Raw genomic sequence first — 22,821 nt, 5'->3', positions numbered from 1 at the left:
GGTGACGGATACTTCTCACCGCCCCGTTGAAGGGGCCGGCGTCCGCCGCGGCCCCTGGAACGCACTAGCGGTGGTGTCCATTGGCTACGTCCTTATCATGCTTGATCAGGGGATCATGCCGGTGGTCACGCCGCATCTTCCTGCGGCAAACGCGAACGACGCGGTGTGGCTGACCAGTATTTATTTGCTGGCAACGGTGGTGCCCATGCCAATCACGGGCAGGCTGGGTGACAAGTACGGCCAGCGCCGCGTGTACATCATCGGCCTTGCACTGTATGCGGTGAGCCTGACACTGGCAGCTTTGCCGGGCAGTGGTGACCAATGGTGGCGGCTCGTGGTGGCCCGAGCTCTTCAGGGCCTTGGCGCGGCGATCTTCCTACCCCAGGCATTCGGGATGATCAACCGTGTCTTCCGGTCGGACGGCCGGGGTAAGGCCTTCGCTGCGTGGGGTGTGATTGGTTCGATCGGCTCCCTGGTGGGGCCGATCCTTGGCGGTTACCTCATCGGCGCATTCGGTTGGCAGTCCGCATTCACGGTGCAGGCGGTCATCGCAGTAGTGGGCGTGATTGTGGCTAGCGCGTGGTTGCCCCAGCTACACGCCACTCCGGTCCGGCTGCGGGTCACGCCTCTTATCCTGTCTTTCTGCGCCTTGACCAGTCTTGTCTGGGGCATCCAGTCACGTGCTGGGTGGCTGATTCTTCTCGGCTGCGGTCTCATTGCGGTGCTGGTGGCCACGGAACGTAGTCGATCCTCCGATGAAGCGTTCCTTCCCTTTGAACTGCTGCGCAACCGCAATTTTGCCCTCGGTACAGCGGCGATTTCCTGCATGGGCTTTGCTGTTGCGTCGATGTTCATTCCCATCATGTATTGGCTTCAATCAGGTGCAGGCATCAGTGCATCGATGGCCGGGTGGCTCACCGCACCGATGTCGGTGATGGCGCTCGTGCTCACGCCCTATGCCGGTGTGTTGGCGGACAAGGTCGACCCGCGCGTGCTCAACGCCGCTGGGTTTGCCGTGATGGCCGCCGGGTTGCTGTGCGGGTGGGCTATCGCGGTAGCGGGAGCAAACCCCCTGCTATTCGCTCTAGTCACCACGTTGTTAGGGGTGGGAAGTGCATTCGTGTGGGCGCCCAACGCCACGACGACGATGCGGGACGTCCCCGAATCGGTTGCCGGTGCTGCCAGCGGGCTGTACAACACCTTGCGTCAGGTCGGCAGCGTCGTGGGCGTTGCCATGGTCGGTGCTGTCATGGGCCGGGCTGCAATGGACGGGGCGGCGGTGGACGGATCGGCGGTGGGGGAGTCGTCGATAAGCGCGATGCTCGTGCCCGCGATAGCGATGGTGGCAGGCGCGATCCTGTCGCTATTCTTGCGCGACGACCTGCTGATTGATGGGCGCTCAGACGGAATGAGCGAATCGCGCTAACCTGGGGTGCATGCGACTTGCCACCCTGACGTCCGGCGGTGACTGCCCGGGCTTGAACGCAGTGATCCGCGGAATTGTCCGCACCGCAAACAATGAGTTCGGTTCCACCGTCGTGGGTTACCTCGACGGGTGGGTGGGCCTGCTCGAGGACCGTCGGCAGGACCTGTACGACGACCAGTGGATGGACTCCATCCTCCTGCGCGGCGGAACAATTCTGGGAACCGGTCGCCTCCACCCCGACAAGTTCAAGGCGGGGCTGGACCAGATCAAGCACAACCTCGAGGATGCCGGGATCGACGCGCTGATCCCGATCGGCGGTGAGGGCACGCTCAAGGGCGCGAAGTGGCTGGCTGACAACGGGATTCCCGTGGTCGGCGTGCCCAAGACCATTGACAATGACGTCAACGCCACGGACTACACCTTCGGATTCGACACTGCTGTGTCTGTGGCCACGGACGCGATTGACCGGTTGCACACCACAGCGGAATCCCACAACCGCATCCTCATCGTTGAGGTGATGGGCCGCCACGTCGGCTGGATCGCGCTGCACGCGGGCATGGCTGGTGGCGCGCACTACACCGTGATCCCAGAGCACCCCTTCGACATCGAAGAGATCACCAAGGCGATGGAACGCCGCTTCCAGATGGGTGAGAAGTACGGAATCATCGTCGTCGCCGAGGGCGCCGTGCCGAAGGAAGGCACGCTGGACATTGAGCTCGGTGGCGAGGACGAGTTCGGCCACCAGACCTTTACGGGTATGGGGCAGCTGATCGGCAACGAGATCCACAAGCGCCTGGGCTACGACGTGCGCACGACGGTGCTGGGCCACATCCAGCGCGGCGGAACTCCTACGGCCTATGACCGCGTGCTGGCTACCCGCTACGGTGTGAGCGCCTGCCGCGCCGCCCACGAGGGCGACTACGGCACCTGCGTCGCCCTGCACGGCGAGGACATCAACCTGGTGTCCCTGGAAGATGCAGTGGACAAGCTCAAGCAGGTACCGGAGTACCGCTACCAGACCGCGCGGAGCATGTTCGGCTAATGCCTGACTTCCCCGCGACGCCCACTATGCGATCGAAGTGGGCAACGCTTGAACCGCTGTCCTTAGACCACGCCGACGGCTTGGCCGAGGCAGTGGGGGATCTTTCCACTTTGTGGTACCAAGACCACATTCCTGCGCCAGAGGATGTGCCGTCCTATATCTCTTCGTTGATCAGCGAATCTGACCGTGCGGCGTGGGCAATCATCGCGCCCGACGGTCGGCCGGCGGGTGTGACCACGTATTTCCACCTTGATCCGGTGAACCGGAACTTAGAGATCGGCTCGACCTGGATCGGGAAGGAATTTCAGGGCACGTCCATCAATCCGGCGGTTAAGTACTTGATGTTGGAGCGGGCCTTTGAAGAACTCGGGTGCCTGCGTGTGGAGATCCGCACGCACTTCATGAACCAGCAGTCCCGCAGGGCAATAGAGAAACTCGGTGCGAAGCTCGACGGGGTGCTGCGCCGACACAAGGTCTTGAAATCCGGTCTGGTGCGCGACACCTGCGTCTACTCCATCCTGGACACCGAGTGGCCGGAGGTTCAATCGGGCCTGGTGGCGCGGCTTGGTGGCCGGCCCTCCAGCGACGCCCTGCGGGATGCCTGATGCCCAGGGCCTGGGGCCTAGTGACTGACGATTGTGACACTTGAAAGAAATTGACCTGGGACTTTGTCGCCGCGAACGGCGAAACGTGTCAGCATCGTCAGGATTGTCGCGGGGGCGGAGGAGCAGGAGCACCGAGGGGGGAGAGGGGGCAAGGGTGCCGAAGGGAAGGGGGCCGGGCTAGGCGGCGTCGAGGCCGATGTCCAAGATGGTGACCGAGTGCGTCAGCCCGCCTACGGCTAGGTAGTCAACGCCGGTTTCGGCATAAGCCCGCGCAACATCCAAGGTCAGGCCGCCGGAGGACTCCAGCATGGTGGATGGGGAGAGCTCATCGCGCAGCGCAACGCCGTCCCGGGTGAGCTCAACAGAGAAGTTGTCCAACATCACCAGGTGCGGCTTAAAAGCCAAGACCTCGCGCAGCTGGTCCAGGTCATCGACCTCAACTTCGCGGGGGAGGTCGGGGAAGGCGTCGACCGTTCGTCGATAAGCTTCTGCGACTGATCCGACGGAGGCGACGTGGTTGTCTTTGATTAGCACGGCGTCACCCAAGCTCATGCGGTGATTGACGCCGCCGCCGCAGCGCACAGCGTACTTTGCCAAGTCACGGTAACCAGGCAGCGTCTTACGGGAATCGCGCACCCGGGCCTTCGTCCCGGTGAACTCGCGCGTCCAGCGGTGGGTGGCGGTGGCGATGCCACTGGCGTAGGTAAGCAAGTTCAGCGCGGTGCGCTCCGCAGAGAGAATGGAACGCGCAGGCCCACTGACGGTGGCCAGGACGTCGCCGGGGGAGACCTCATCGCCATCGGCGGCGCGCACATCAACGGAAATGGACGGGTCGACGGCGTGCATCGTCCACGCGATGACCTCCAGCCCGGCGACAACACCTGGTTTGCGCGGCACGAAGTTCGCGGTCATCGTAGCGTCCGCGTCGATCGTGGCCACGGTGGTGGCGTCGGGCCCGTGGACGAAGTCTTCGTCTAGGCCAAGCTGGATGAGGCGAAGTGTGGCGGTTGGGTTGAGTGGTTTGGCGTCGCTAATAGGCATGCTTTACAACCTAGCTAATACACTGGTGCGCATGACTGCGATTGATGTGATGGATTATGACGAGGTGCTGGAAAAGTACGACCCAGTGATGGGCCTCGAGGTACACGTGGAGCTGGCGACGGAGACGAAGATGTTCTCCACATCGTCCGCGCACTTTGGCGCCGCGCCGAACACCAACATCGATCCGGTGTCCCTTGGCTTGCCGGGCGCGCTGCCGGTGGTCAACGCCAAGGGCGTGGAGTGGGCCATCAAGATCGGCCTCGCGCTCAACTGCGAGATCGCCGAGAGCTCGCGGTTTGCGCGCAAGAACTACTTCTACCCGGACCAGCCGAAGAACTACCAGATCTCACAGTACGACGAGCCGATTGCGCACGACGGTTACTTGGACGTCGTGCTTGACGACGGCACGGAGTGGCGCGTGGAAATCGAACGCGCCCACATGGAGGAAGACACTGGCAAGCTGACCCACCTTGGTTCCGCCACGGGCCGTATCACCGGCGCCACGGCGTCCTTGGTGGACTGCAACCGCGCGGGCATTCCCCTCATTGAGATCGTGACCAAGCCGATCATCGGTGCGGGCGAGCGTGCCCCGGAAGTCGCCCGCGCGTACGTGGGCGCGTTGCGGGAGCTAGTCAAGGCTCTGGGCGTGTCCGATGCCCGCATGGACCAAGGCTCGATGCGCTGCGACGCGAACGTGTCCCTGCGCCCGATTGGCCAGGAGAAATTTGGCACCCGCACGGAGACCAAAAACATCAACTCGCTCAAATCCGTTGAGCAGGCCGTCCGCTTTGAAATGCAGCGTCAAGCGCAAGTACTTGACGACGGCGGGTCCATCGTGCAAGAAACCCGCCACTACCAGGAAAAGGACGGCAGCACCTCCAAGGGGCGCCCGAAGGAAGAAGCGAGCGAGTACCGCTACTTCAACGACCCGGACCTGCCGCCGGTCATCGCCCGCCCGGAGTGGGTGGAGGAGATCCGCCAAACCCTTCCGGAACTCCCGTGGGTCCGTCGCGCCCGCATTCAGGAGGAGTGGAAACTGCCTGAGAAGGAGTTCCGCGACATGGTCAACGCGGGTGCTCTGGACCTCGTGGTTGACACGGTCGAAGCTGGCACTACCCCGGATGAAGCCCGCGCGTGGTGGGTGTCCTACCTCTCTGGCAAGGCGAACGAAGCCGGCACCGACCTCGACGCCCTCGGCGTCACCCCAGCCCACGTCGCCCGCCTGGTCGCCTTGGTCAAGGAAGGCAAGCTCACCACCAAACTTGCCCGCCAAGCCATCGACGGCGTCATCGCCGGTGAAGGGGACGTGGACGAGGTCGTCGCACAGCGTGGCCTTGAGGTCGTGCGCGATGATGGCGCCATCGAAGCCGCCGTCGACGAGGCCCTTGCGGCCAACCCCGACATCGTTGAGAAGTACAAGGCTGGCAACACGAAGGTGACCGGCGCCATCGTCGGCGCCGTAATGAAGGCCACCCAGGGCAAGGCGGACCCGAAGTCCATCAACGAGATCATCGCGCGCAAGCTCGCGTAACCGCGTTACCTCCTTCACCGCCACGGGGCGGGTGCGTTCCTCCCTACTTAAGGACCGCACCCGCCCTTATCCTGTTTCGACAAAACCGACTGCCACGCCGACTCAGGTCAGGCGATCTACCACCCCGCTGGCCTAAATTATCCCTATGAGTAAAAAAGGCTTCTTCGGCAGGTTCGGTCGGCGCACAAACGACGCTCCTTCACCCGCGGTAAACACCCCACAACCGCCCAGCCGCCCCACCCCAACGCCCCCGAAGCCAACAGCGCCTACCCCCAACGCTCCCCAGGCGAGAAAACCCGCCACCGACGAGCCACCCACCGAGCAGATCCCCGCCACCCCGAAGGCCCCCACCCCCAAACTCGCCCAACCCGGCACCACCCCGAAGCCCGCTTCGCCCGCGAAGCCCGCCGACATGCCTGCGGCGAAGTCTCCCGCCAAACCGGCCGACAAAGCGGCCGACAAGGCTCCGGCCAAGGCTCCCGCCAAACCGGAAACCAAACCCGCGGCATCGGTCACCCAGGATCTCGACGATCTCGATGATCTCGACGTCCCGACCTACGACTCTGGCAAAGCCAAGACTGCGGCCAAGAGCGATGCGAAGAACGCGAGCAACACCCCAAGCAAGGAAGCGCCAAAGAACGCCGACCCCGCTAAGCGGGTCCCAATGGCGACCACGGCACCGCGTAAGGCTGACCCGAATAAGCCAAAACCAAACGCTCAGCCGACAAACGCCAAAACTCAGCCAGCCGAGCAAAAGGCAGACGAAGCAGCGAAACCTGCCACCAACGCCAAACCTGAGGCTAAGGCTCAGCCGGTAACCAAGACCGCACCTCAGAATGAGCCCGAGAAGGCCCCGCAGGCCAAGGCCGAAACCGGCAAGGCTCCGCAGGCGAAGCCTGAAACCAACAAGGCTCCGCAGGCGAAGCCTGAAACTAACAAGGCTCCGCAAGTCAAGACCCCGCAGGCCAAAGCCCAGGTTCAAGCCAAGCCTAAGAATCAAGCCGAGCCTAAGACTCAAGTCAAGCCGCAAGCTCAACCACAGACCGACGCTAAGGATGCGCCTTCTAAGGATCCGATGAATCGTCGTTTGTTCGGCGAGAAAACCGAACGCAAACCGCGTCCGCGTGACATCTATGCGCGTACCGGTAAGGCCGCTCCGGTAGAGATCCTTCCTTCCCAACCAGCTGAACCAGGGAAGGGTACCGCTGAGCAGAAGAACGCAGCCCAACGCTCCAAGCAGCAAAGGCTGGCCGTGCAGCCCTCATGTCCAGCTCCGCAGGAAACTCAGGCTCCGCGCCCTTCGAACGCTCAGCGCCAGCAACCACAGGCAGAGCAGCCGCAAGCTAAGCCAGCTGTGAAGCCGGAGGTTAAGCGTACCCCGCAGCCGGAAGCTCCCAAACCTTCCGTGACTCCAGCCCCTCGCGCTGGTGCGGTTCCTGCACCGACGCCGGTTCCGAAGTCGGTGCCGCCGACGCCAACCCCCGCGCCCGAGAAGCCAGAAGCCAAGAAGCCTGAGCCGACGAAACCGGCTCAACCTCAGACCGAGGTGAAGAAGGCGACCCAGGCTGACGTTAAGAAGCCTGCTCAAGCTCAAGAGGCGAGCGCTAAGCCGGAAGTCAAGCAGCCGACCAAGGCAGAAGCGAATGAGCCGAAGGCTAAAACACCTGAAGTCAAGCAGGAAGTGAAGCAGCCGGAACAAAAGAAACCGGAACAAAAGAAACCGGAACAGAAGAAACCGGAACAGAAGAAACCAGAAGTTAACGCTTCTGCGGCTGCTAAGGCCAAGGTTGCTAAGACTGCTGTTGACAAGCCTGAATCAGCGAAGGCCGAACCGTCCAAGGAACAAACGGCAAAGTCTGAGCCGACTAAGGAACAAACGGCAAAGCCTAAGTTCGAACCGACTAAGGCTCAGGCGGCTAAGGAAGAAGAAACGCCGCGCGATCACGACACTAAGTCGAAAGACGCGGACAACCAGCAGCCTTCGGTGAAGAAGCTTGAGGTCAAATCCGACGCGCAAGAGGAAGCGACCAAGAACGATCTGGGCAAGCCGAAGACCCCAGCCGCAACGGCTGCTGCCGCAGCGGCTGCATCCCGGGCGGCCCAGACTGAGGAGAAGCCAGCAGCGGCCGAGAAGACCGAAACAAAGACTGTCGAAGCCAAGACTCAGGTGAAGCCAGCCAAGGCCGCGGCCGAGAGGACTGCTGAAGCCAAGACTGACGTCAAGAAGGCTGAGCCGAAGAAGGTTGTTGGTGCTCGGAAGTCGGTAAACACTGCGTCTGAGGGCGCACAGGCTGAGCCGAAGACTGAAGAGATTGCTCGGGTAGAACCCAAGAAGAAAACGGTTCGGAAGGAACCCGCCCAAAAGCAAGCGGCAAAGACTACCGAGGTGAAGCCGGAGCCGAAGAAGGCTGAAGTCAAGCCTGAGCCCAAGCAGGTTCAGGCGGAGACGGTTGAGGTCAAGCCAGTTGAGGTTGAAAACGTAAAGGTCGAGACGGCTCCGGTCGAAGCGCCGACGGCACCGAAGGCAGTGGTGTCGGAGGTTGCGGGTGATGAGGGCGTCGATAAGCAAAAGCTCGTTGCTGCGCCTGAGTTAGCGCCGGCGCCTGCTGGTGAGGCGGCGCCGGTGGAGATTCTGCCGGAGCCAGAAGCGGAGCCGGTGCGGGAAGTTCCTGTGGTGGAATCGCCGGGGCGCGGAACGCTTGACTTTGGTTTGCTGCTGCTGCGGCTCGTGCTTGGTGGGACGTTGACCGCGCTGGCGCTGGGTGCGTTCTTCGGGCTGGGTAACTCGGAGGGACTGGCTGGCCTGCGGGAGGCGTACAACGGGTACACGATGGGGGATGTGTTGGCGGTGGCGGTGCCGACGTTGCAGCTCGCGGCGGGTGTGTTCCTGCTGATCGGTCTGGTGACGCCAGTGGCTGCGGCGGTGGCGACGATAGCCACGGGCTTCGGTGCTTTGCACGCGGGGGCAGCGGCAGGAACTGGGCTGAACCTCTTCGCGTGGGATTCCACGGTATGGCTGAGTCTGGTGCTTTTGGGCCTGTCGCTGGCGATTCAGTTCACTGGGCCTGGCCGCTACGGCGTGGACTTCGCGCGTGGATGGGCGAAACGGCCACTGGTAAGTTCCTGGATCGGCGCGGTCGTGGGCATTGCCGGTGTGGTTCTGCTGTGGTGGTTTGGTACCGGCGTGAACCCGTTCGCGTAGGCGCTGGATAGTCTCGGGTTAGTTGAGAGTCTCCTCTGTTAGTCACGATGTGACTGGCGGGGAGGCTTTTTTAATGTTGGGGGTGTCGAGGAACCAGGTCACAAGGACGAAGTAGGCCACCATGATGCCCAGGCCGGTGATGCCGATGAGGTTGCCGTTAAGCCACAGGGGCCAGGAGAAGTGGTAGGAGTCCTGCTCAACGTAGAGGTTGTATGCGGGGGCGATGATGGCGCCAGCGAAGAGCATGAGCAGCAGGCGCATGCCGTGTTCCTTGACGGCCAGGATGACAGGCAGGACCAAGACCACGCCGGCCCAGTGGTGGGAGACGGCAAACGGGCCGCCGATGGCGATGCCTAAGACCACAACGAGGAGGGATTCCACGCGGCGGCCGTGTTGTTCAAGGCGGTAGGCGATGTAGATCGACAGTGCCGCGAAGATCAGAAGGATCAGCGGGCTGAAGCTGGCGACCGTGTCAGCGTCCAAGCCGCCGCGCACGAGCAGGCCGGACAGGCCCTGGTTGGGCGGATAGCCGGGGGCGCCGCCGCGGTCGGTAGCAAAGAACTCCTCGGTCCAGAAGTACTTCGAGGCGCCGGGGCGCACGGCGAAGCCGATCGCGACGGTGAGCAGGAAGAAGCCAGCGGCGCGAGCGACGGACCACCAATCCTTGCGCACAAGGAAGATGACGGCGTAGGCAGCGGGAGTGATCTTGATCCCGGCCGCGACCCCAATGCCCAGTCCGCGGATGGGTTTCGGGGTGTAGCCTAAAACATCCATGGCGACCAGCAGAATCAGAAAGATGTTGATCTGCCCATAGTGCAGGTTCATGTAGATGGGGTCGAAACTCATCGCGAATCCGGTGAGCCCCGCGGCCCACATCCACCACGGGCGCAGGCCCATCCGGTGGCAGGCCATGCCTAAGATCAGGAACACGCAGCCGATGATGGACAAAGACCAAATGATGTCCATCGCAAATTCGGGCGTGGTGGTCAGCGGCACGAACAAAAGCGCGGCAAAAGGCGGGTAAATGAACGCGAAGCCGCTGCGGGTGGGGAAGTCCTCACCATACAGGGGTGCGCCGTCAAGGAAGGCGCGGCCGGCATCGCGGAATACGCCGACGTCGAGAAGCGTCTCGCGGTGGGCGAGGGCAACGATGTGGCCAAACGTGATGACCGCGAGCAGGGCGCTCAGCAGCATCAAGCCTACCGCGAGGCCCTTGTACGCCTGCGGGGATGCGTTGGTCGAACGGGGGAACGTACCGAAGCGTGAGGAGCTCATGCTTATCGACGGATCCTTTCGGCAGGCGAACAGGTATTCGCGCGACTATTTCACTTCGCGCACGGCGCCCTTGTCAGCAGAGGTGGCCATGGACGCGTACGCGCGGAGGGCCTTGGTGACGTACCGGTTGCGGTTCGGCGTCCACGGGGTGTCGGAGTTTTCCATTTCCTCGCGGCGACGATCCAATTCGTCGTCGTCGACGTCAAGGGTGAGCTTGCGGTCATTGACCGAGATGGTGATCGTGTCGCCATTGCGGACAAGGCCGATCAGGCCGCCGTGGGCAGCTTCAGGGGAGATGTGGCCGATGGACAGGCCCGAGGTGCCGCCGGAGAAACGGCCGTCGGTAATTAGCGCGCACACCTTGCCCAGACCGGCGCCCTTGAGGAAGGACGTTGGGTGGAGCATCTCCTGCATACCGGGGCCGCCGGCTGGGCCCTCGTAGCGGATGACCACGACTTCACCGGGCTGGACCTCGCGGTTGAGGATCATGGACACCGCCTGCTCCTGGGAGTCAACCACGCGGGCGGGGCCGGAGAACTCCCAGAGTTCTTGTTCCACACCGGCGGTTTTCAAAACGGCGCCGTCCTCAGCGAGGTTGCCGCGCAGGACCACCAGGCCGCCGTCGGAGCTGAACGGGTGGGCAATGTCGTGGATCACGCCGTTGACCGGGTCCGTATCCAGGGAATCCCAGCGGTTGGATTGGGAGAACGCTTCGGTGGAGCGGACTCCACCCGGCGCGGCGAGGAACAGCTCGCGGGCGTCGTCGATAGCCTTGCCGCCGCGGATGTCCCAGTCATCGAGCCACTCTTGGAGGCTGCGGTAGGCCACGGAGTGAACATCAGTGTTGAGCAGGCCCGCGCGGTTCAGCTCACCCAAGATGGCGGGGATTCCGCCGGCGCGGTGGACGTCTTCCATGTGGGCAGTGCCGTTCGGTGCCACCTTGGACAGGCACGGGACCTCGTGGGACAGCTCATCAATGTCTTTGAGATCAAAGTCGATTTCGCCCTCCTGCGCCGCGGCGAGGGTGTGCAGAATCGTGTTGGAGGACCCACCCATGGCCATATCCAGGGCCATGGCGTTGCGGAACGCGTCGCGGGTAGCGATGTTGCGCGGCAGAACGGACTCGTCGCCCTCACCGTAGTAACGCTTTGCTGCGTCCATGACCGCGTGACCGGCGCGCTCAAACAGGGCGCGGCGCGCGGTGTGGGTCGCCAGCGTGGAGCCGTTGCCCGGAAGGGAGAGACCAAGGGCCTCGGTGAGACAGTTCATCGAGTTCGCGGTGAACATACCGGAGCAGGAACCGCAGGTGGGGCAAGCAGATTCGACGATGCGATCAAGGTCTTCATCGCTCACCGCGTCGTTGGCGGAGTGGGCGATAGCGTCGATCAGGTTGGTCTTCTTTTCCCCCGACTGGGCAACGCCGTCAACAACGACGGCCTTTCCGGCCTCCATCGGGCCGCCGGAGACGAACACGGCCGGGATGTTCAGGCGCATCGCGGCGTTCAGCATGCCTGGCGTGATCTTGTCGCAGTTGGAAATGCACACCATTGCGTCCACGGTGTGGGCGTTGATCATGTACTCCACCGAATCCGCGATGATTTCACGCGAGGGCAGGGAGTAGAGCATGCCGCTGTGGCCCATCGCGATGCCGTCGTCCACGGCGATGGTGTTGAACTCTTTGGGGATTCCGCCGGCTTCGCGCACCGCGTCGGCCACGATGTCGCCCACGTTCTTCAGGTGGACGTGGCCCGGCACAAACTGAGTGTAGGAGTTAACAATCGCTACGATCGGGCGGCCGAACTCGTTGTCCTTCGTGCCCGTGGCCTTCCACAGGGCGCGGGCGCCGGCGGCCTGCCTACCGACGGTGGTGACTCGGGATCGAAGCGGAATCGCGTTGGACACAGAGGTCACTCCTTAATCGTTGTTGCTTTGGTTCGTGGCTGTAGTGTTGCTGCTTTTCGGAGCAGTGCTGCTCTTGTCAGTGCTGCTCTTGGTGCTATTCTCGTCGCCGCTGGCTCGGCCAGTGGCAGCGAGGTGGCGTTCGTATTCCTCTTTGGTCATGAGTACGCCGTCGCCGTTGTGATCAATGACTTCGATCATGCCGTCGGCGGCTTCCGCGGCGCCGGTGATCACGTCGGTGATGCGCCCGTTGGAGGCTTCGGAGAGCTCCGGCAGGGAATTGAACGTGACCCCGGGCATGGGGTACTGCGCGCCGGTTGTAGTGGTGGCGTTCGCGCTCGCGCGGCTAAAGCTCACGCCCTCAAAATCGTCCCAGTCAATGTGGACGTTCTTTTTGAACAGGTATGTGATGTCCACACCGGCGTCGCTCACGTGGGTTTTCGCCGTGAAAACCCAGATGATGAACAGCACCGGGAAGATCAGAATCCACCCGAGGTATAACGGCGCCCAGGAAATCCCGATCAGCGCCATTCCGACCATGAAGAACACCGCCACCAGGTGCGTTCGGTCCGGCGCAAAGGTGCGTCCTTCCGTGTGTGCAGCAGGCGTGTCCGTCGAAGTCATGGGTGTCATGCTATAGGAGACCTGCGGTACGGGCCTATTCGCGGTGGCGAATCGGGGAGCTAAACCTACTGATTCTGATTGACTTGGGGGTTTACCTGCTGCGGGATCTGGTTCTGGCCCGCGCCGCCAGCGGGGTCCTGCGACTGGTTTTGGGGCTGGTTTTGCTGGTTCTGCTGATTCTGCTGATTCTGCTGGTTTTGCTGTTGGTTCGGTTGCTGCTGGTTTTGGGGCTGGTTCTGCTGGTTCTGCTGTTGGTTCGGTTGTTGTTGGTTCTGGGGCTGGTTCTGCTGGTTGTACCCGTTGTTAGCCCCACTGTTGGTCCCATTGTTGTTCCCACTGTTGGCGCCGCTGTTTTGGCGGCCGTCAGGGTAGTTGCCGGTGGTCGGCGGGTATTGGGACACGACGGGTTCCGCGGGGGCGGTGTTCGCTGGCTCCGATTCGGGTAGCGGTTCGGGAGCCTCCGTCGAGCTTTGTGTGCGTGGGGGAGCAAGTACGCCTGCGCCTTCCTCGGCGTCGGAGTACATCAGCCCGCGCAGAATCAAAAGGCCAACGAACGTCACCAGCAGACCCATCGTTGAGGCGCGCACGCGCCCACCCAGCGTCGCAAAGCGTCGGGTGCTCGTTGGTTGCGGTGTTTCCTCGTGCGGCTCACCATCCGGGCTGAACGCGGCGGTCTCCGGGGATTCTTCCGCGTCGCGTGCCGCTTCGTCTTCACTGCGCGGCGAGCTCTTGCGGGCTGCCGGATCGGCGCCTGGACCGTCGTTGTAGGGCACCGGCTGCTGCTTGTCCTGCGCGGAGAGTTCTTCCAGCTCCTTGATCTCGCGGTTCTCAAAGTAATTGCCGTTGTTGCGCGCAAACACCGGGCGGAAGTACTCCGTCGGGGTGTCTTCCTTCGACACCTTCGAGTCGTCGGCGCGGCTCACCACCCGCGCGAGTTCAGGGGAGCCTTCATCGCTTATCGACGACTCCTTAACAGCTACTCCGGCCAACGCCTGATCCAGATCGTCGACAAGCGTGCCATCGACCGTCGTGGCGGAGCCGTATTCCTCCCAGAATTCGTCGAGGACCGCGACGCGGATGGCGCGCTCGGCGGCCCACTGGTCACCAGGCTTGACGCGGATCATGATGCGCATGTCCACGGTCCACGGCATGCCCACGGTGGCGGGTGGGTTAACGTCAAGTGCCGGTTGAACAATGAGGTCGCCGACGAGCGTTTCGTTGATTTCTGGATCTGCGATGGCCTTGCGTGCCGCGCGCTCGGTGCGGGCAAGGACTTCCTCGGCGCTGCGCGAACCAAGCAGAGGAACCGGGATGATGACCAGCGCGCGTGACCATACGTTGGAGGCGTTAATGCACACCGCGGCGGTGGAGTTGGGGATGGTCACCGTCGAGTGATCCATTTGGCGAATTTGGGTCGAGCGCATGGTGATCTGGATGACATCGCCGGTCACGTCCACGCCGGAGCCTTGGAACGAGACCCAGTCGCCAACGCCGTACTGCTTTTCGGTCAGGATGAAAAAGCCTGCCAGGAAGTCCGCGATGATGGACTGTGCACCGAAACCGATGGCGGCAGAGACAACAGTGGCCGGGATCGCTGCGCCGGCGAGAGAGAAGCCGAGCTGCTGCAGGAAGAACACCAGCACAATGAAGAAGGCAACGACCTGGCCGAGGTACACGACCACGCCGGTAATGGCCAGCCTGGATTTCGCGTCATCGGAGTCTACGCTGTTTTGAACGTTGCGCTCCATCATCCGGTTGACCAAACGGCCAGCGCGCGGAATGAGCAAAGCGATGACTATGAGGATGGCGATGTTCACACCCGTGTCGGCTAACCAGCGCCACAGGTGATCCAAGAGGAGGGAAAAAGGCATAATGCGCTACAGCATAACGCCTTCTGCCTGGAAAAACACTGTAGTGATCCTTCCGGCTTGCGGGGAGGAAAAGCATAGGCACGGCCCAATCGTGCCCTATATATGAGGGTTTCTTGCTGGCTTGTGTATTATTTACGCCGTGATCATTTTCGACCTAGTAGCAGTACAGTCGCGGCGCGTGCCGTAGCGGCTACACCTAGTCGGAAACCACAACGCGCCCTCGACAGCACGGACAGTGACTGGCCGGGGGTTTCTTTGTACAGTCCCTACCTCAGGAGCATGTAGACGGTGTCAGCGGATACGAAGCACGATAAAAAGGACAAGCCGGCCAAGCACGGCAAGGGTCCCAAGATCTCTGAGCGCATGACGGGCGCGGACGCGATTGTCCGCAGCCTCGAAGCCCTGGACGTAGACCTCATCTTCGGTCTACCTGGCGGCGCTGTCTTGCCGCTGTATGACGCGTTGTACAACGCGGAGAAACTCCGCCACGTGCTCGTACGCCATGAGCAGGGCGCTGGCCACGCTGCGGTGGGCTACGCCCAAGCCTCCGGCAAGGTCGGCGTGTGCCTGGCAACGTCTGGCCCGGGCGCGACGAACCTGGTCACGGCGATCGCCGATGCCTACCTTGATTCCGTGCCGATCGTTGCCATCACCGGCCAGGTTGGTTCCTCGCTGCTGGGCACCGATGCCTTCCAGGAGGCAGACATCCGCGGTATCACGATGCCGATTACAAAGCACAACATCATGGTCAAGGAACCGGAGATGATCCCGGTTGCCTTGGCAGCCGCATTCCACATCGCTTCCACCGGCCGCCCCGGCCCGGTTCTGGTGGACTTCCCTAAAGATGTCCAGAACGCTGAGTTTGATTTCGAGTGGCCACCCGTCGTGGACCTGCCCGGCTACAAGCCGACGATCAAGCCGCACAACCGCCAGATCGCGCAGGCCGCCAAGATGATCGCTGAGGCGGAGCGTCCCGTGATCTACGCCGGCGGCGGCATCATTAAAGCGGGCGCGCACAAGGAACTCCTCGAGTTCGCTGAGCTCACCGGTGTTCCCGTGGTGACCACTTTGATGGCGCTTGGCGCTTTCCCGTGCGGCCACCCGCTGAACATGGGTATGCCGGGTATGCACGGAACGGTTCCCGCTGTTGCCGCGCTGCAGAAGGCCGATCTGCTCATCACCATCGGCGCGCGTTTCGACGACCGCGTTACCGGCGACCCGGAGCACTTCGCGCCGGATGCAAAGGTGATCCACGCGGACATCGACCCGGCAGAAGTGGGCAAGATCCGCAACGCCGAGTGCCCGATCGTCGGCGATGCCCGCGAGGTTCTACGGGACCTGCTTCACTCCTTCAAACACTCCAAGAAGCTCCACAAACCGGAGATCGGCCCGTGGATGGAATACCTCGGTGACCTGTGCCGCCGCTTCCCGCGCGGCTACGAGGCCCAGTCGGACGGGTCGCTGTCCCCGCAGTTCGTCATTGAGACCCTGTCCAAAGAAGCTGGCCCTGAGGCCGTCTACGTCGCTGGTGTTGGCCAGCACCAAATGTGGGCCGCCCAGTTCATCGACTTTGAACACCCACGCACCTGGCTCAACTCCGGTGGCCTGGGCACGATGGGCTACTCCGTGCCCGCCGCACTCGGCGCGAAGGCCGCCTGCCCGGAGAAAGAAGTCTGGGCCATCGACGGTGATGGTTGCTTCCAGATGACCAACCAGGAAATCACCACCGCCGCGGTCGAGGGATTCCCCATCAAGATCGCCCTGATCAACAACGGCAACCTGGGCATGGTGCGCCAGTGGCAGACGCTGTTCTACGACGGCAACTACTCCCACACCAAGCTCCACCAAGACAGCAGCTACATCCCGGACTTCCTCCAGCTTTCGGAGGCACTCGGCGCCGTCGCAATCCGCGTCACCAAAGAAGAGGAAGTCTTGCCCGCAATTCAGCGCGCTCGCGAGATCAACGACAAGCCTGTCGTCATCGACTTCGTCGTGGGCGAAGACGCCCAGGTCTGGCCGATGATCTCCGCCGGAAGCTCGAACTCTGAAATCCAGTACGCGCGCGATTTGCGCCCGCTTTTCGACGAAGAGACCCAAGCCGGCGAAGAACCCGCCGAAATCCACAAGTCCGTCCAGGACGCCAGCGATGAGCCCGGCTTGACCGACGCAGCCGACGCAGCCGACGCACACACCACTGACAGCGACAAGTAGGGGAGAAGAGCAATGTACGCAGAACAACAACACGATGACGTCACGCGCTCCGTCCTTTCGGTGCTGGTCGAAGACGTCGACGGCATCATCACGCGCGTGACCGCGATGTTCACCCGCCGCGGATTTAACCTGGTATCCCTAGTCTCCGCAAAAACGGAGACCCCAGGGATCGCGCGCCTGACCGTGGTGGTGGATGCCTCCGAGCACGCTATCGAGCAGATCACCAAACAGCTGAACAAACTCGTCCAGGTGCTCAAGGTCCTTCGCCTCGATGAGGAAAGCACGATCGCCCGGTCGATGCTTCTAGTCAAGGTCAACGCGAACAACTCCAACCGCCCCCAGGTGGTCGACGCAGCCAACATTTTCCGTGCCCGCGTCGTGGATGTTGCCCCGGATTCCGTGGTCATTGAGGCCACCGGTACAACCAGCAAGCTCTACGCGTTCCTCGATGTGCTCGAGCCGTTCGGCATCCGCGAGTACGTCCAGTCCGGTCGCGTAGCACTCAGCCGCGGCGCCAAGACCCTGTCCCCTGGCAAGTAACCCGTGCTGGCATAATCGATTACCGTTCAACGAACCGAAACAAGGAGAACCCCTCTCATGGCTATTGAAGTCTTCTACGACGACGATGCAGATCTGTCCATCATCCAGGGCCGCAAGGTGGCCATCATCGGCTACGGCTCCCAGGGCCACGCTCACGCACAGAACCTGCGCGAGTCCGGCGTTGAGGTAGTCATTGGTCTGCGTGAGGGCTCTAAGTCCGCAGAGAAGGCCAAGGAAGCTGGCTTCGATGTCAAGACCAACGCTGACGCTGCAGCGTGGGCCGACGTGATCATGCTCCTGGCTCCGGATACCTCCCAGGCAGAGATCTTCACCAACGACATTGAGCCGAACCTCAACGAGGGTGACGCCCTGTTCTTCGGCCACGGCCTGAACATCCACTTCAAGCTCATCGAGCCGGCCGACAACATCATTGTCGGCATGGTTGCGCCGAAGGGCCCGGGCCACCTGGTTCGCCGCACCTTCGTCGACGGCAAGGGCGTTCCGTGCCTGATTGCCGTTGAGCAGGACCCGCAGGGCAACGGCCAGGCACTGGCTCTGTCCTACGCCGCCGCAATCGGTGGTGCTCGCGCCGGCGTCATCCCGACCACCTTCGAGGCAGAGACCGTCACCGACCTCTTCGGTGAGCAGGCTGTTCTGTGCGGTGGCCTGGAAGAGCTGATCATGAACGGCTTCGACGTTCTGACCGAGGCTGGCTACGAGCCGGAGATGGCCTACTTCGAGTGCCTGCACGAGCTGAAGCTCATCGTCGACCTGATCTACGAAGGCGGCATCGGCAACATGAACTACTCCGTGTCCGACACCGCTGAGTTCGGTGGCTACCTCTCCGGCCCGCGCGTTGTCGACGAGGGCTCCAAGGAGCGCATGCGCGAAGTCCTCAAGGACATCCAGTCCGGCGAGTTCACCCGCCGCCTGGTCGCCAACGTCGAAGGCGGCAACAAGGAACTCGAGGGCCTTCGCGACGACATTGCTAAGCACCCGATCGAGACCACCGGCGCGAAGCTGCGCGACATGATGAGCTGGGTGAAGAACCCGCTCGACGACACCGCTCACTAAACCCAGCTGGCCCAAATCAAAAAATTGGCCCGAACCGGTAGATTCGCCGGTTTCGGGCCAATTCTTCTTTTATCGGCTTCCCGCTGCCCCGGGGTCTGTGAAAACGTTTAATGATTTCCCGCTGCAAGGAAAACTGACCTGGGAAAACGAGGGTTTGGCGCGAGCAAAACGCAAACGTTTTCACAGAGCGTCATGGGGTAAGGTCAGCTCGGCTACTTGACGTCCTGTTCCTTGATCGGCGTCTGCGCCTGATCCTGGACGACGAGCTTGTTGATCTTGTCGCCCCATGCCGGCGGGTTGTTCTTCAGGGCGTCACCGAACAGGGTTGCCAGGGTGGAGGCGTCGCCGAGGCCCTCGTTGGCCTCAGTGTTGAGGTTCGTGGTGAGGAACAGGGTGCCGTCTTCCACGGTGACCGCACGGACGCTGGCGCCAGCGGTCGGTGCGTTCGGATCTTCGGCGGCGTCGCCGAACTGCTGGGTGAGGCCCAAGCCGAGGACATCCTTCGCCCACTCGTCGAGCTCGGTCTGGTTGATGCCGGCACCGGTGGTGGCGCCGTCTTGGCTGTCGGCTGAAGCTTCGTCGCTAGGCGTAACAGTGTTAGTGACAGTTTCGCTTTCCGTGGCCTCCACAGAGCTGGTTTCGGTGGCGGTGCCATCGGTTGCGTCGTCGTTGGAGCACGCGCTCAGGCCAGCAAGTGCTAGGGCAGCAGCAGCGGTTGTTGCGATGATCTTTGTGTTCTTCATTGTGTGTCCTTCTTTTTGTCGGTATTTATCGGTATTTGTCGTCGATCGGCACGGCGAAAGAGGGGCGCCGCAGATTGCTTCTCAAGCTGGGGGATAATGTGCAATGCCCCGCACCCGATGACGGGGTACGGGGCGAATAGCAAGCGGAGCCGCGCCGTGATTAGGCGCTAGGCCGCGGGCTTTGGCCAAGTATTACTGGACCGGAGCCTCAGCGGGAGCTTCCTCGACCGGAGCAGCCGGGTTCTCGGCAGGAGCCTCAACCGGTTCTGCGTCTTCAGCCGGTGCTTCGCCCTCAGCCGGGGTAGCAGGCTCAGCCGGAGCAACAGTCTCTTCCTCAGTGACCTGGACGGTGGAGGTGCCGGTGATGGACTCCTCGGTGACGGTCTCGGTGTTGTCGGACTCGCCGTTGTTGTTGTTCATCAGGGAGTAGATCAGGAAGCCGAGCAGCAGCAGAGCCAGAAGGCCGAGCAGCCACTTCCACCAGCCGCCGTTGTTGTCGCTCTCCTCGGCAACGGTGGAGCCGCCGGTGGTTGCCGTGCGGGACTCGGTGCGCTCAACGGGCTCGACACGCTCAACGCGGGTCTCCGGGTCGCGGATAACTTCGTCGTTGTTAACGCGCTCGCCGTGGCCGATGCGGTCAGCGCCGTCAACGTCCAGGTTGTCAAGGTTGTCGAGGTTCGGGTCCTGCGGATCGCGGGGGATGCGGTTGTCAGCCATTGTTATGAGCCTTTCTAAATAATTTGTTCGTTTGAACGTCAGGTGCACCAAGTCGGTGCAACACTGAAGCCACAGTAACAACGTTCACGGGTCCACTATCGCGGCGTGTCGTTCCGCAACCACGTCGGGGACGTCCATGGCGGCGGTGTTTTCGCAGCGCAATGCCGCAATCGACACGAAGCACGTTTTCAATACGTTGTCATTAAGAGCCAAAGTGTCATAGAATAGTGACCATGACTGAACACAATTACGCGTCGAGAAGCCAGGGGAGAGGTCGTCGGGCCGCTCACGGGAATGGGCACGGGCATGGTCATGCCCACGGCAATGGACGCGATCATGCCCACGGCAATGGACGCGATCATGCCCACGATCATGACGCGCCGATGTGGGCGCTGGGCACGGCGCTGGCGATTACGGCGGTGGTGTTCGTGGCGGAGCTGGTCGGTGGCTGGCTGTCGGGTTCGATGGCGCTGATGGCGGATGCGATGCACATGTTGTCGGATTCAACGTCGTTGGCAATTGCGTTTATAGCGGTGTTCATCGGTTCCCGGGTGAGGTCGGCGCGGGCAACCTATGGTTACCGCAGGGTTGAGGTGCTTGCGGCGGCGCTGAACGCGGCGACGGTGCTGCTGGTGTCGGTATGGATTGTGTACCAGGCTTTCGGGCGGTTTGGTGCGGGCGCGGAAGTGGACACGCGCACGATGATCATCGTCGCGGTGGTCGGTCTGATCGCTAACGTCGCGTCCGCGTGGGTGCTAAACGCGCAGCGGGAAAAATCGCTCAACGTCGAAGGCGCTTTCCTGCATGTGATAGTGGACCTTTTCGGGTCGGTTGCGGTGATCATCGCTGGTGGGGTGATTGCGCTCACTGGCTGGCAGGTAGCGGATGTCATCGCTTCGCTTTTGATTGCGGCACTGGTGGTGCCGCGTGCATGGCAATTGCTGAAGTCGTCGACAAGCGTGTTGCTCGAGCAGGTACCTGAGGGCATTGACCCGCGCCAGGTGCAAGAAGAGCTGGAAGGGCTAAGCGGGGTCGAGGCCGTGCATGATCTCCACCTGTGGTCAACCAACGGGAGTGACGCGTTGTGCACCGCGCACTTGATTACCCGGCTCGCTGAGCCATTTAGGCTGCTTGACCTAGCGCAAGAGCGGCTCACCGCCTTAGGAATCGCCCACGCGACGATTCAGATCGAGCGCCCAGAGCACTCCGCGCACGAGACGTTCTGCGAGCCTGGCCAGTAGACCTTAGAGTTGGTGCCATGGCTTTCACCACGCCGAGTTACTCACTGACAGATCTCTTTACGCGCGCGGAGCGGGGCGAACTTCAGCTCCCGGATTTTCAAAGGGGATACATCTGGGATGTTGATCGCACGCGAGCGCTGATTTCCACCGTGCTGCGTGGCTACCCCGTCGGCGCGTTCTTGGCGCTGGACACGCGTGGGGTGGAGCCACGGTTCAGGCCGCGGCCCCTACCGGGCGCCCCCAGTACGGACGCGGAGCCAGGGCTTTTGCTTCTCGACGGTCACCATAGGCTCGCATCCCTGTACCGCGCGTTCCGTGGCGATGGCTTGGTGGACGTGCTTGACTTCCGCGGCGGGCGCATCAAGCGTCACTTTTACGTGGACGTGGCTGCGGCGGTGTCGACGGACCCGATGCCGGAGGAAGCCGTTTTCGCGGTGGATACGGATGGGATCGTGCGGTCCCACTTCGGGCCGGAGATTGAGGGCGGGCTGTTTGACCGTGAGGCGATGATCCGCCACCGCGTGGTGCCTGTGAATTCCTTGCTGGGGGACAAGGGTTCGGACTTGTTGTTCGACATGGCAGCGGCATGCAGTGATGCGCAGCTGCGTGAGCAGATCAAGGAATTCCACAACCGTATCGTGCGACCGCTGGCCGGATACACCATTCCGGTGACGCGCTTGGACCGCCGGACGTCCCAGATCGGTGTGGGCCAGGTCTTTGCGCAGGCCAATAGTGCCGGGGTCAAGATGGACGTCTTTGAGCTGCTCACCGCCAGCTTCGCGTTGGAGGACCCGCAGTTCATCCTCCTGGATCACTGGGAAGCCATTGCGAAGGAGCTCTACGCCCGACCCGCGCTGGCGAAGATCGACAGGATTGATTTCCTGCGCGCGGTCTCGCTTCTGGTGAGCAGTAGTAATGGCCCGGCGCGTGGTCACCGCGGTGACATCTTGAATCTTAAGCTGGGGGATTACCTGTGGGCAGCAGACCGGATGCGTGATGCGTTCATCCAGGCCGCGGAGTTTTTGGAGGAGCGCTGCATTTTCACGGTGGAGCAGGTGCCGTACACGGCGCAGCTCGTTCCACTGGCGGTCATTCTTGCCCGTTTGACGGATGCTGGTGTGTTGACTGGGGACGACACCACGGCGATTGACCGTGTCAACTGCTGGTTCTGGAGCGGCGTGTTTGGGGAGCTCTACGGGGCGCACGCGCCGTCGATACGCGCGGGCACAGACGTGGACCAGGTCACGGACTGGGCGGTGGGACAAACCGAGGATGTGCCGAAGACGATCCAGGATGCGGAGTGCACCACGGAGAGCCTGTTTAGCGCTGATGAGGATTCGGGGATCTACCGCGGGTTGTTCGCGCTGCTCATGGCGCGCGGCGCGCTGGATTGGCGCACGGGTAAGGCTTTTGACGCCGCGACGGTGGATGAGCTCGAACCCGGCTTCTACCCGGTGTTCCCGCCGCAGTTCTGCCACGCCAACGGCGTGGATGATCGCCTAGCGCATTCCGTGTTGAACCGCACGCCTTTGGGGCGCCGGACCGAAGCGGTGATGGAAGGCGGCGACCCGAAGCGCTACCTGTCGCGCCTCCAGTCGAAGGCGATCATGGAGGATGAGGAATTTGATTCACTGCTTTCCACGCACGAGCTTGTGCCCGAATACCTGTTTAGTTCCAACTGGCAGGCGTTTTTCGACGATCGCCTGACGCGTTTCCGCGGGATGATCGAATACGCAATGGACAAGCCGGTGCGCTAGTCTTTGCAGGGTATCAACCCGA

17 protein-coding genes are annotated in these 22,821 nt (G+C 62.2%); 10 read left to right on the top strand and 7 right to left on the bottom strand.

Annotated features, from left to right (window positions below; translation table 11 throughout):
- Position 1 precedes the first annotated feature (1 nt).
- Genes CAQUA_RS06585 through CAQUA_RS06575 form a run of 3 tightly spaced genes read left to right on the top strand, consistent with a single transcriptional unit; the run spans position 2 to position 3,073 of the window.
- The gene (locus CAQUA_RS06585) at positions 2-1,426 is read left to right on the top strand and encodes an MFS transporter (RefSeq protein ID WP_290178015.1); all 1,425 of its coding nucleotides are present in this window, start codon (positions 2-4) and stop codon (positions 1,424-1,426) included.
- Between the two features lie 10 nt (positions 1,427-1,436).
- Positions 1,437-2,468, top strand: a complete 1,032-nt coding sequence (locus tag CAQUA_RS06580) for a 6-phosphofructokinase (protein WP_196823984.1) — start codon at positions 1,437-1,439, stop codon at positions 2,466-2,468.
- Positions 2,468-3,073, top strand: a complete 606-nt coding sequence (locus CAQUA_RS06575) for a GNAT family N-acetyltransferase (protein ID WP_196823985.1) — start codon at positions 2,468-2,470, stop codon at positions 3,071-3,073. The genes CAQUA_RS06580 and CAQUA_RS06575 overlap by 1 nt, the downstream gene beginning before the upstream one ends.
- A 177-nt stretch (positions 3,074-3,250) precedes the next feature.
- On the opposite strand, the gene nadC is transcribed toward CAQUA_RS06575, so the two are convergent.
- The gene (gene nadC, locus CAQUA_RS06570; protein ID WP_196823986.1) at positions 3,251-4,114 is read right to left on the bottom strand and encodes a carboxylating nicotinate-nucleotide diphosphorylase; all 864 of its coding nucleotides are present in this window, start codon (positions 4,112-4,114) and stop codon (positions 3,251-3,253) included.
- Between the two features lie 31 nt (positions 4,115-4,145).
- On the opposite strand from nadC, the gene gatB reads away from it, so the two are divergent.
- Both gatB and CAQUA_RS06560 read left to right on the top strand, forming a co-directional pair.
- The gene (gene gatB / locus CAQUA_RS06565) at positions 4,146-5,645 is read left to right on the top strand and encodes an Asp-tRNA(Asn)/Glu-tRNA(Gln) amidotransferase subunit GatB (protein ID WP_196823987.1); all 1,500 of its coding nucleotides are present in this window, start codon (positions 4,146-4,148) and stop codon (positions 5,643-5,645) included.
- Positions 5,646-5,790: 145 nt separating this feature from the next.
- Positions 5,791-8,847, top strand: coding sequence for a DoxX family membrane protein (locus CAQUA_RS06560; protein ID WP_269208568.1), 3,057 nt, complete (start codon positions 5,791-5,793; stop codon positions 8,845-8,847).
- Between the two features lie 42 nt (positions 8,848-8,889).
- Here the strand turns inward: CAQUA_RS06560 and CAQUA_RS06555 are convergent, their stop codons facing one another.
- The 4 genes from CAQUA_RS06555 to CAQUA_RS06540 all read right to left on the bottom strand — a co-directional run bounded on the left by CAQUA_RS06555 (position 8,890) and on the right by CAQUA_RS06540 (position 14,516).
- Positions 8,890-10,122, bottom strand: coding sequence for a glycosyltransferase 87 family protein (locus CAQUA_RS06555; protein ID WP_196823988.1), 1,233 nt, complete (start codon positions 10,120-10,122; stop codon positions 8,890-8,892).
- A 45-nt stretch (positions 10,123-10,167) separates the two neighbouring features.
- Positions 10,168-12,024 (bottom strand): dihydroxy-acid dehydratase, encoded by a 1,857-nt coding sequence (gene ilvD, locus CAQUA_RS06550; RefSeq protein WP_196823989.1) that lies wholly within the window; start codon positions 12,022-12,024, stop codon positions 10,168-10,170.
- A 12-nt stretch (positions 12,025-12,036) separates the two neighbouring features.
- Positions 12,037-12,645 (bottom strand): PH domain-containing protein, encoded by a 609-nt coding sequence (locus tag CAQUA_RS06545; protein WP_196823990.1) that lies wholly within the window; start codon positions 12,643-12,645, stop codon positions 12,037-12,039.
- 65 nt (positions 12,646-12,710) lie between these two features.
- Positions 12,711-14,516 carry a mechanosensitive ion channel family protein gene (locus CAQUA_RS06540; protein ID WP_196823991.1) on the bottom strand — a complete coding sequence of 602 codons (1,806 nt, stop codon included), beginning with the start codon at positions 14,514-14,516 and terminating at the stop codon, positions 12,711-12,713.
- Positions 14,517-14,879: 363 nt separating this feature from the next.
- On the opposite strand from CAQUA_RS06540, the gene CAQUA_RS06535 reads away from it, so the two are divergent.
- From CAQUA_RS06535 to ilvC, 3 genes are read left to right on the top strand one after another with little or no spacing between them, the layout of a single operon-like run.
- Positions 14,880-16,727, top strand: coding sequence for an acetolactate synthase large subunit (locus CAQUA_RS06535; RefSeq protein WP_231375761.1), 1,848 nt, complete (start codon positions 14,880-14,882; stop codon positions 16,725-16,727).
- A gap of 12 nt (positions 16,728-16,739) precedes the next feature.
- On the top strand, positions 16,740-17,267 hold the full coding sequence (gene ilvN / locus CAQUA_RS06530) for an acetolactate synthase small subunit (RefSeq protein WP_196823993.1): 528 nt from the start codon (positions 16,740-16,742) through the stop codon (positions 17,265-17,267).
- 57 nt (positions 17,268-17,324) lie between these two features.
- The gene (gene ilvC, locus CAQUA_RS06525) at positions 17,325-18,341 is read left to right on the top strand and encodes a ketol-acid reductoisomerase (RefSeq protein WP_196823994.1); all 1,017 of its coding nucleotides are present in this window, start codon (positions 17,325-17,327) and stop codon (positions 18,339-18,341) included.
- Positions 18,342-18,553: 212 nt separating this feature from the next.
- On the opposite strand, the gene CAQUA_RS06520 is transcribed toward ilvC, so the two are convergent.
- Both CAQUA_RS06520 and CAQUA_RS06515 read right to left on the bottom strand, forming a co-directional pair.
- On the bottom strand, positions 18,554-19,084 hold the full coding sequence (locus CAQUA_RS06520; protein WP_196823995.1) for a hypothetical protein: 531 nt from the start codon (positions 19,082-19,084) through the stop codon (positions 18,554-18,556).
- A gap of 192 nt (positions 19,085-19,276) precedes the next feature.
- The gene (locus CAQUA_RS06515) at positions 19,277-19,801 is read right to left on the bottom strand and encodes a hypothetical protein (protein WP_196823996.1); all 525 of its coding nucleotides are present in this window, start codon (positions 19,799-19,801) and stop codon (positions 19,277-19,279) included.
- A 383-nt stretch (positions 19,802-20,184) separates the two neighbouring features.
- Between CAQUA_RS06515 and CAQUA_RS06510 the strand changes: the two genes are divergently transcribed.
- Both CAQUA_RS06510 and CAQUA_RS06505 read left to right on the top strand, forming a co-directional pair.
- On the top strand, positions 20,185-21,042 hold the full coding sequence (locus tag CAQUA_RS06510; RefSeq protein WP_196825541.1) for a cation diffusion facilitator family transporter: 858 nt from the start codon (positions 20,185-20,187) through the stop codon (positions 21,040-21,042).
- A 17-nt stretch (positions 21,043-21,059) separates the two neighbouring features.
- Positions 21,060-22,799 carry a DUF262 domain-containing protein gene (locus tag CAQUA_RS06505; RefSeq protein ID WP_196823997.1) on the top strand — a complete coding sequence of 580 codons (1,740 nt, stop codon included), beginning with the start codon at positions 21,060-21,062 and terminating at the stop codon, positions 22,797-22,799.
- Positions 22,800-22,821 lie beyond the last annotated feature (22 nt).

Origin of the sequence: Corynebacterium aquatimens, assembly GCF_030408395.1 — a bacterium.
Taxonomy (GTDB): domain Bacteria; phylum Actinomycetota; class Actinomycetes; order Mycobacteriales; family Mycobacteriaceae; genus Corynebacterium; species Corynebacterium aquatimens.
The sequence above is the reverse complement of the archived record's forward strand: the minus strand, read 5'-3'. Positions and strand labels throughout refer to the sequence as shown.

What these genes read in the sequence shown, in the direction of transcription:
- CAQUA_RS06580 (WP_196823984.1), top strand. Translation starts at nt 1,437, where the DNA reads ATGCGACTTGCCACCCTGACGTCCGGCGGTGACTGCCCGGGCTTGAAC.
- CAQUA_RS06575 (WP_196823985.1), top strand. Translation starts at nt 2,468, where the DNA reads ATGCCTGACTTCCCCGCGACGCCCACTATGCGATCGAAGTGGGCAACG.
- nadC (WP_196823986.1), bottom strand. Translation starts at nt 4,114, where the DNA reads ATGCCTATTAGCGACGCCAAACCACTCAACCCAACCGCCACACTTCGC.
- gatB (WP_196823987.1), top strand. Translation starts at nt 4,146, where the DNA reads ATGACTGCGATTGATGTGATGGATTATGACGAGGTGCTGGAAAAGTAC.
- CAQUA_RS06560 (WP_269208568.1), top strand. Translation starts at nt 5,791, where the DNA reads ATGAGTAAAAAAGGCTTCTTCGGCAGGTTCGGTCGGCGCACAAACGAC.
- CAQUA_RS06555 (WP_196823988.1), bottom strand. Translation starts at nt 10,122, where the DNA reads ATGAGCTCCTCACGCTTCGGTACGTTCCCCCGTTCGACCAACGCATCC.
- CAQUA_RS06545 (WP_196823990.1), bottom strand. Translation starts at nt 12,645, where the DNA reads ATGACTTCGACGGACACGCCTGCTGCACACACGGAAGGACGCACCTTT.
- CAQUA_RS06540 (WP_196823991.1), bottom strand. Translation starts at nt 14,516, where the DNA reads ATGCCTTTTTCCCTCCTCTTGGATCACCTGTGGCGCTGGTTAGCCGAC.
- CAQUA_RS06535 (WP_231375761.1), top strand. Translation starts at nt 14,880, where the DNA reads ATGACGGGCGCGGACGCGATTGTCCGCAGCCTCGAAGCCCTGGACGTA.
- ilvN (WP_196823993.1), top strand. Translation starts at nt 16,740, where the DNA reads ATGTACGCAGAACAACAACACGATGACGTCACGCGCTCCGTCCTTTCG.
- ilvC (WP_196823994.1), top strand. Translation starts at nt 17,325, where the DNA reads ATGGCTATTGAAGTCTTCTACGACGACGATGCAGATCTGTCCATCATC.
- CAQUA_RS06520 (WP_196823995.1), bottom strand. Translation starts at nt 19,084, where the DNA reads ATGAAGAACACAAAGATCATCGCAACAACCGCTGCTGCTGCCCTAGCA.
- CAQUA_RS06515 (WP_196823996.1), bottom strand. Translation starts at nt 19,801, where the DNA reads ATGGCTGACAACCGCATCCCCCGCGATCCGCAGGACCCGAACCTCGAC.
- CAQUA_RS06510 (WP_196825541.1), top strand. Translation starts at nt 20,185, where the DNA reads ATGTGGGCGCTGGGCACGGCGCTGGCGATTACGGCGGTGGTGTTCGTG.
- CAQUA_RS06505 (WP_196823997.1), top strand. Translation starts at nt 21,060, where the DNA reads ATGGCTTTCACCACGCCGAGTTACTCACTGACAGATCTCTTTACGCGC.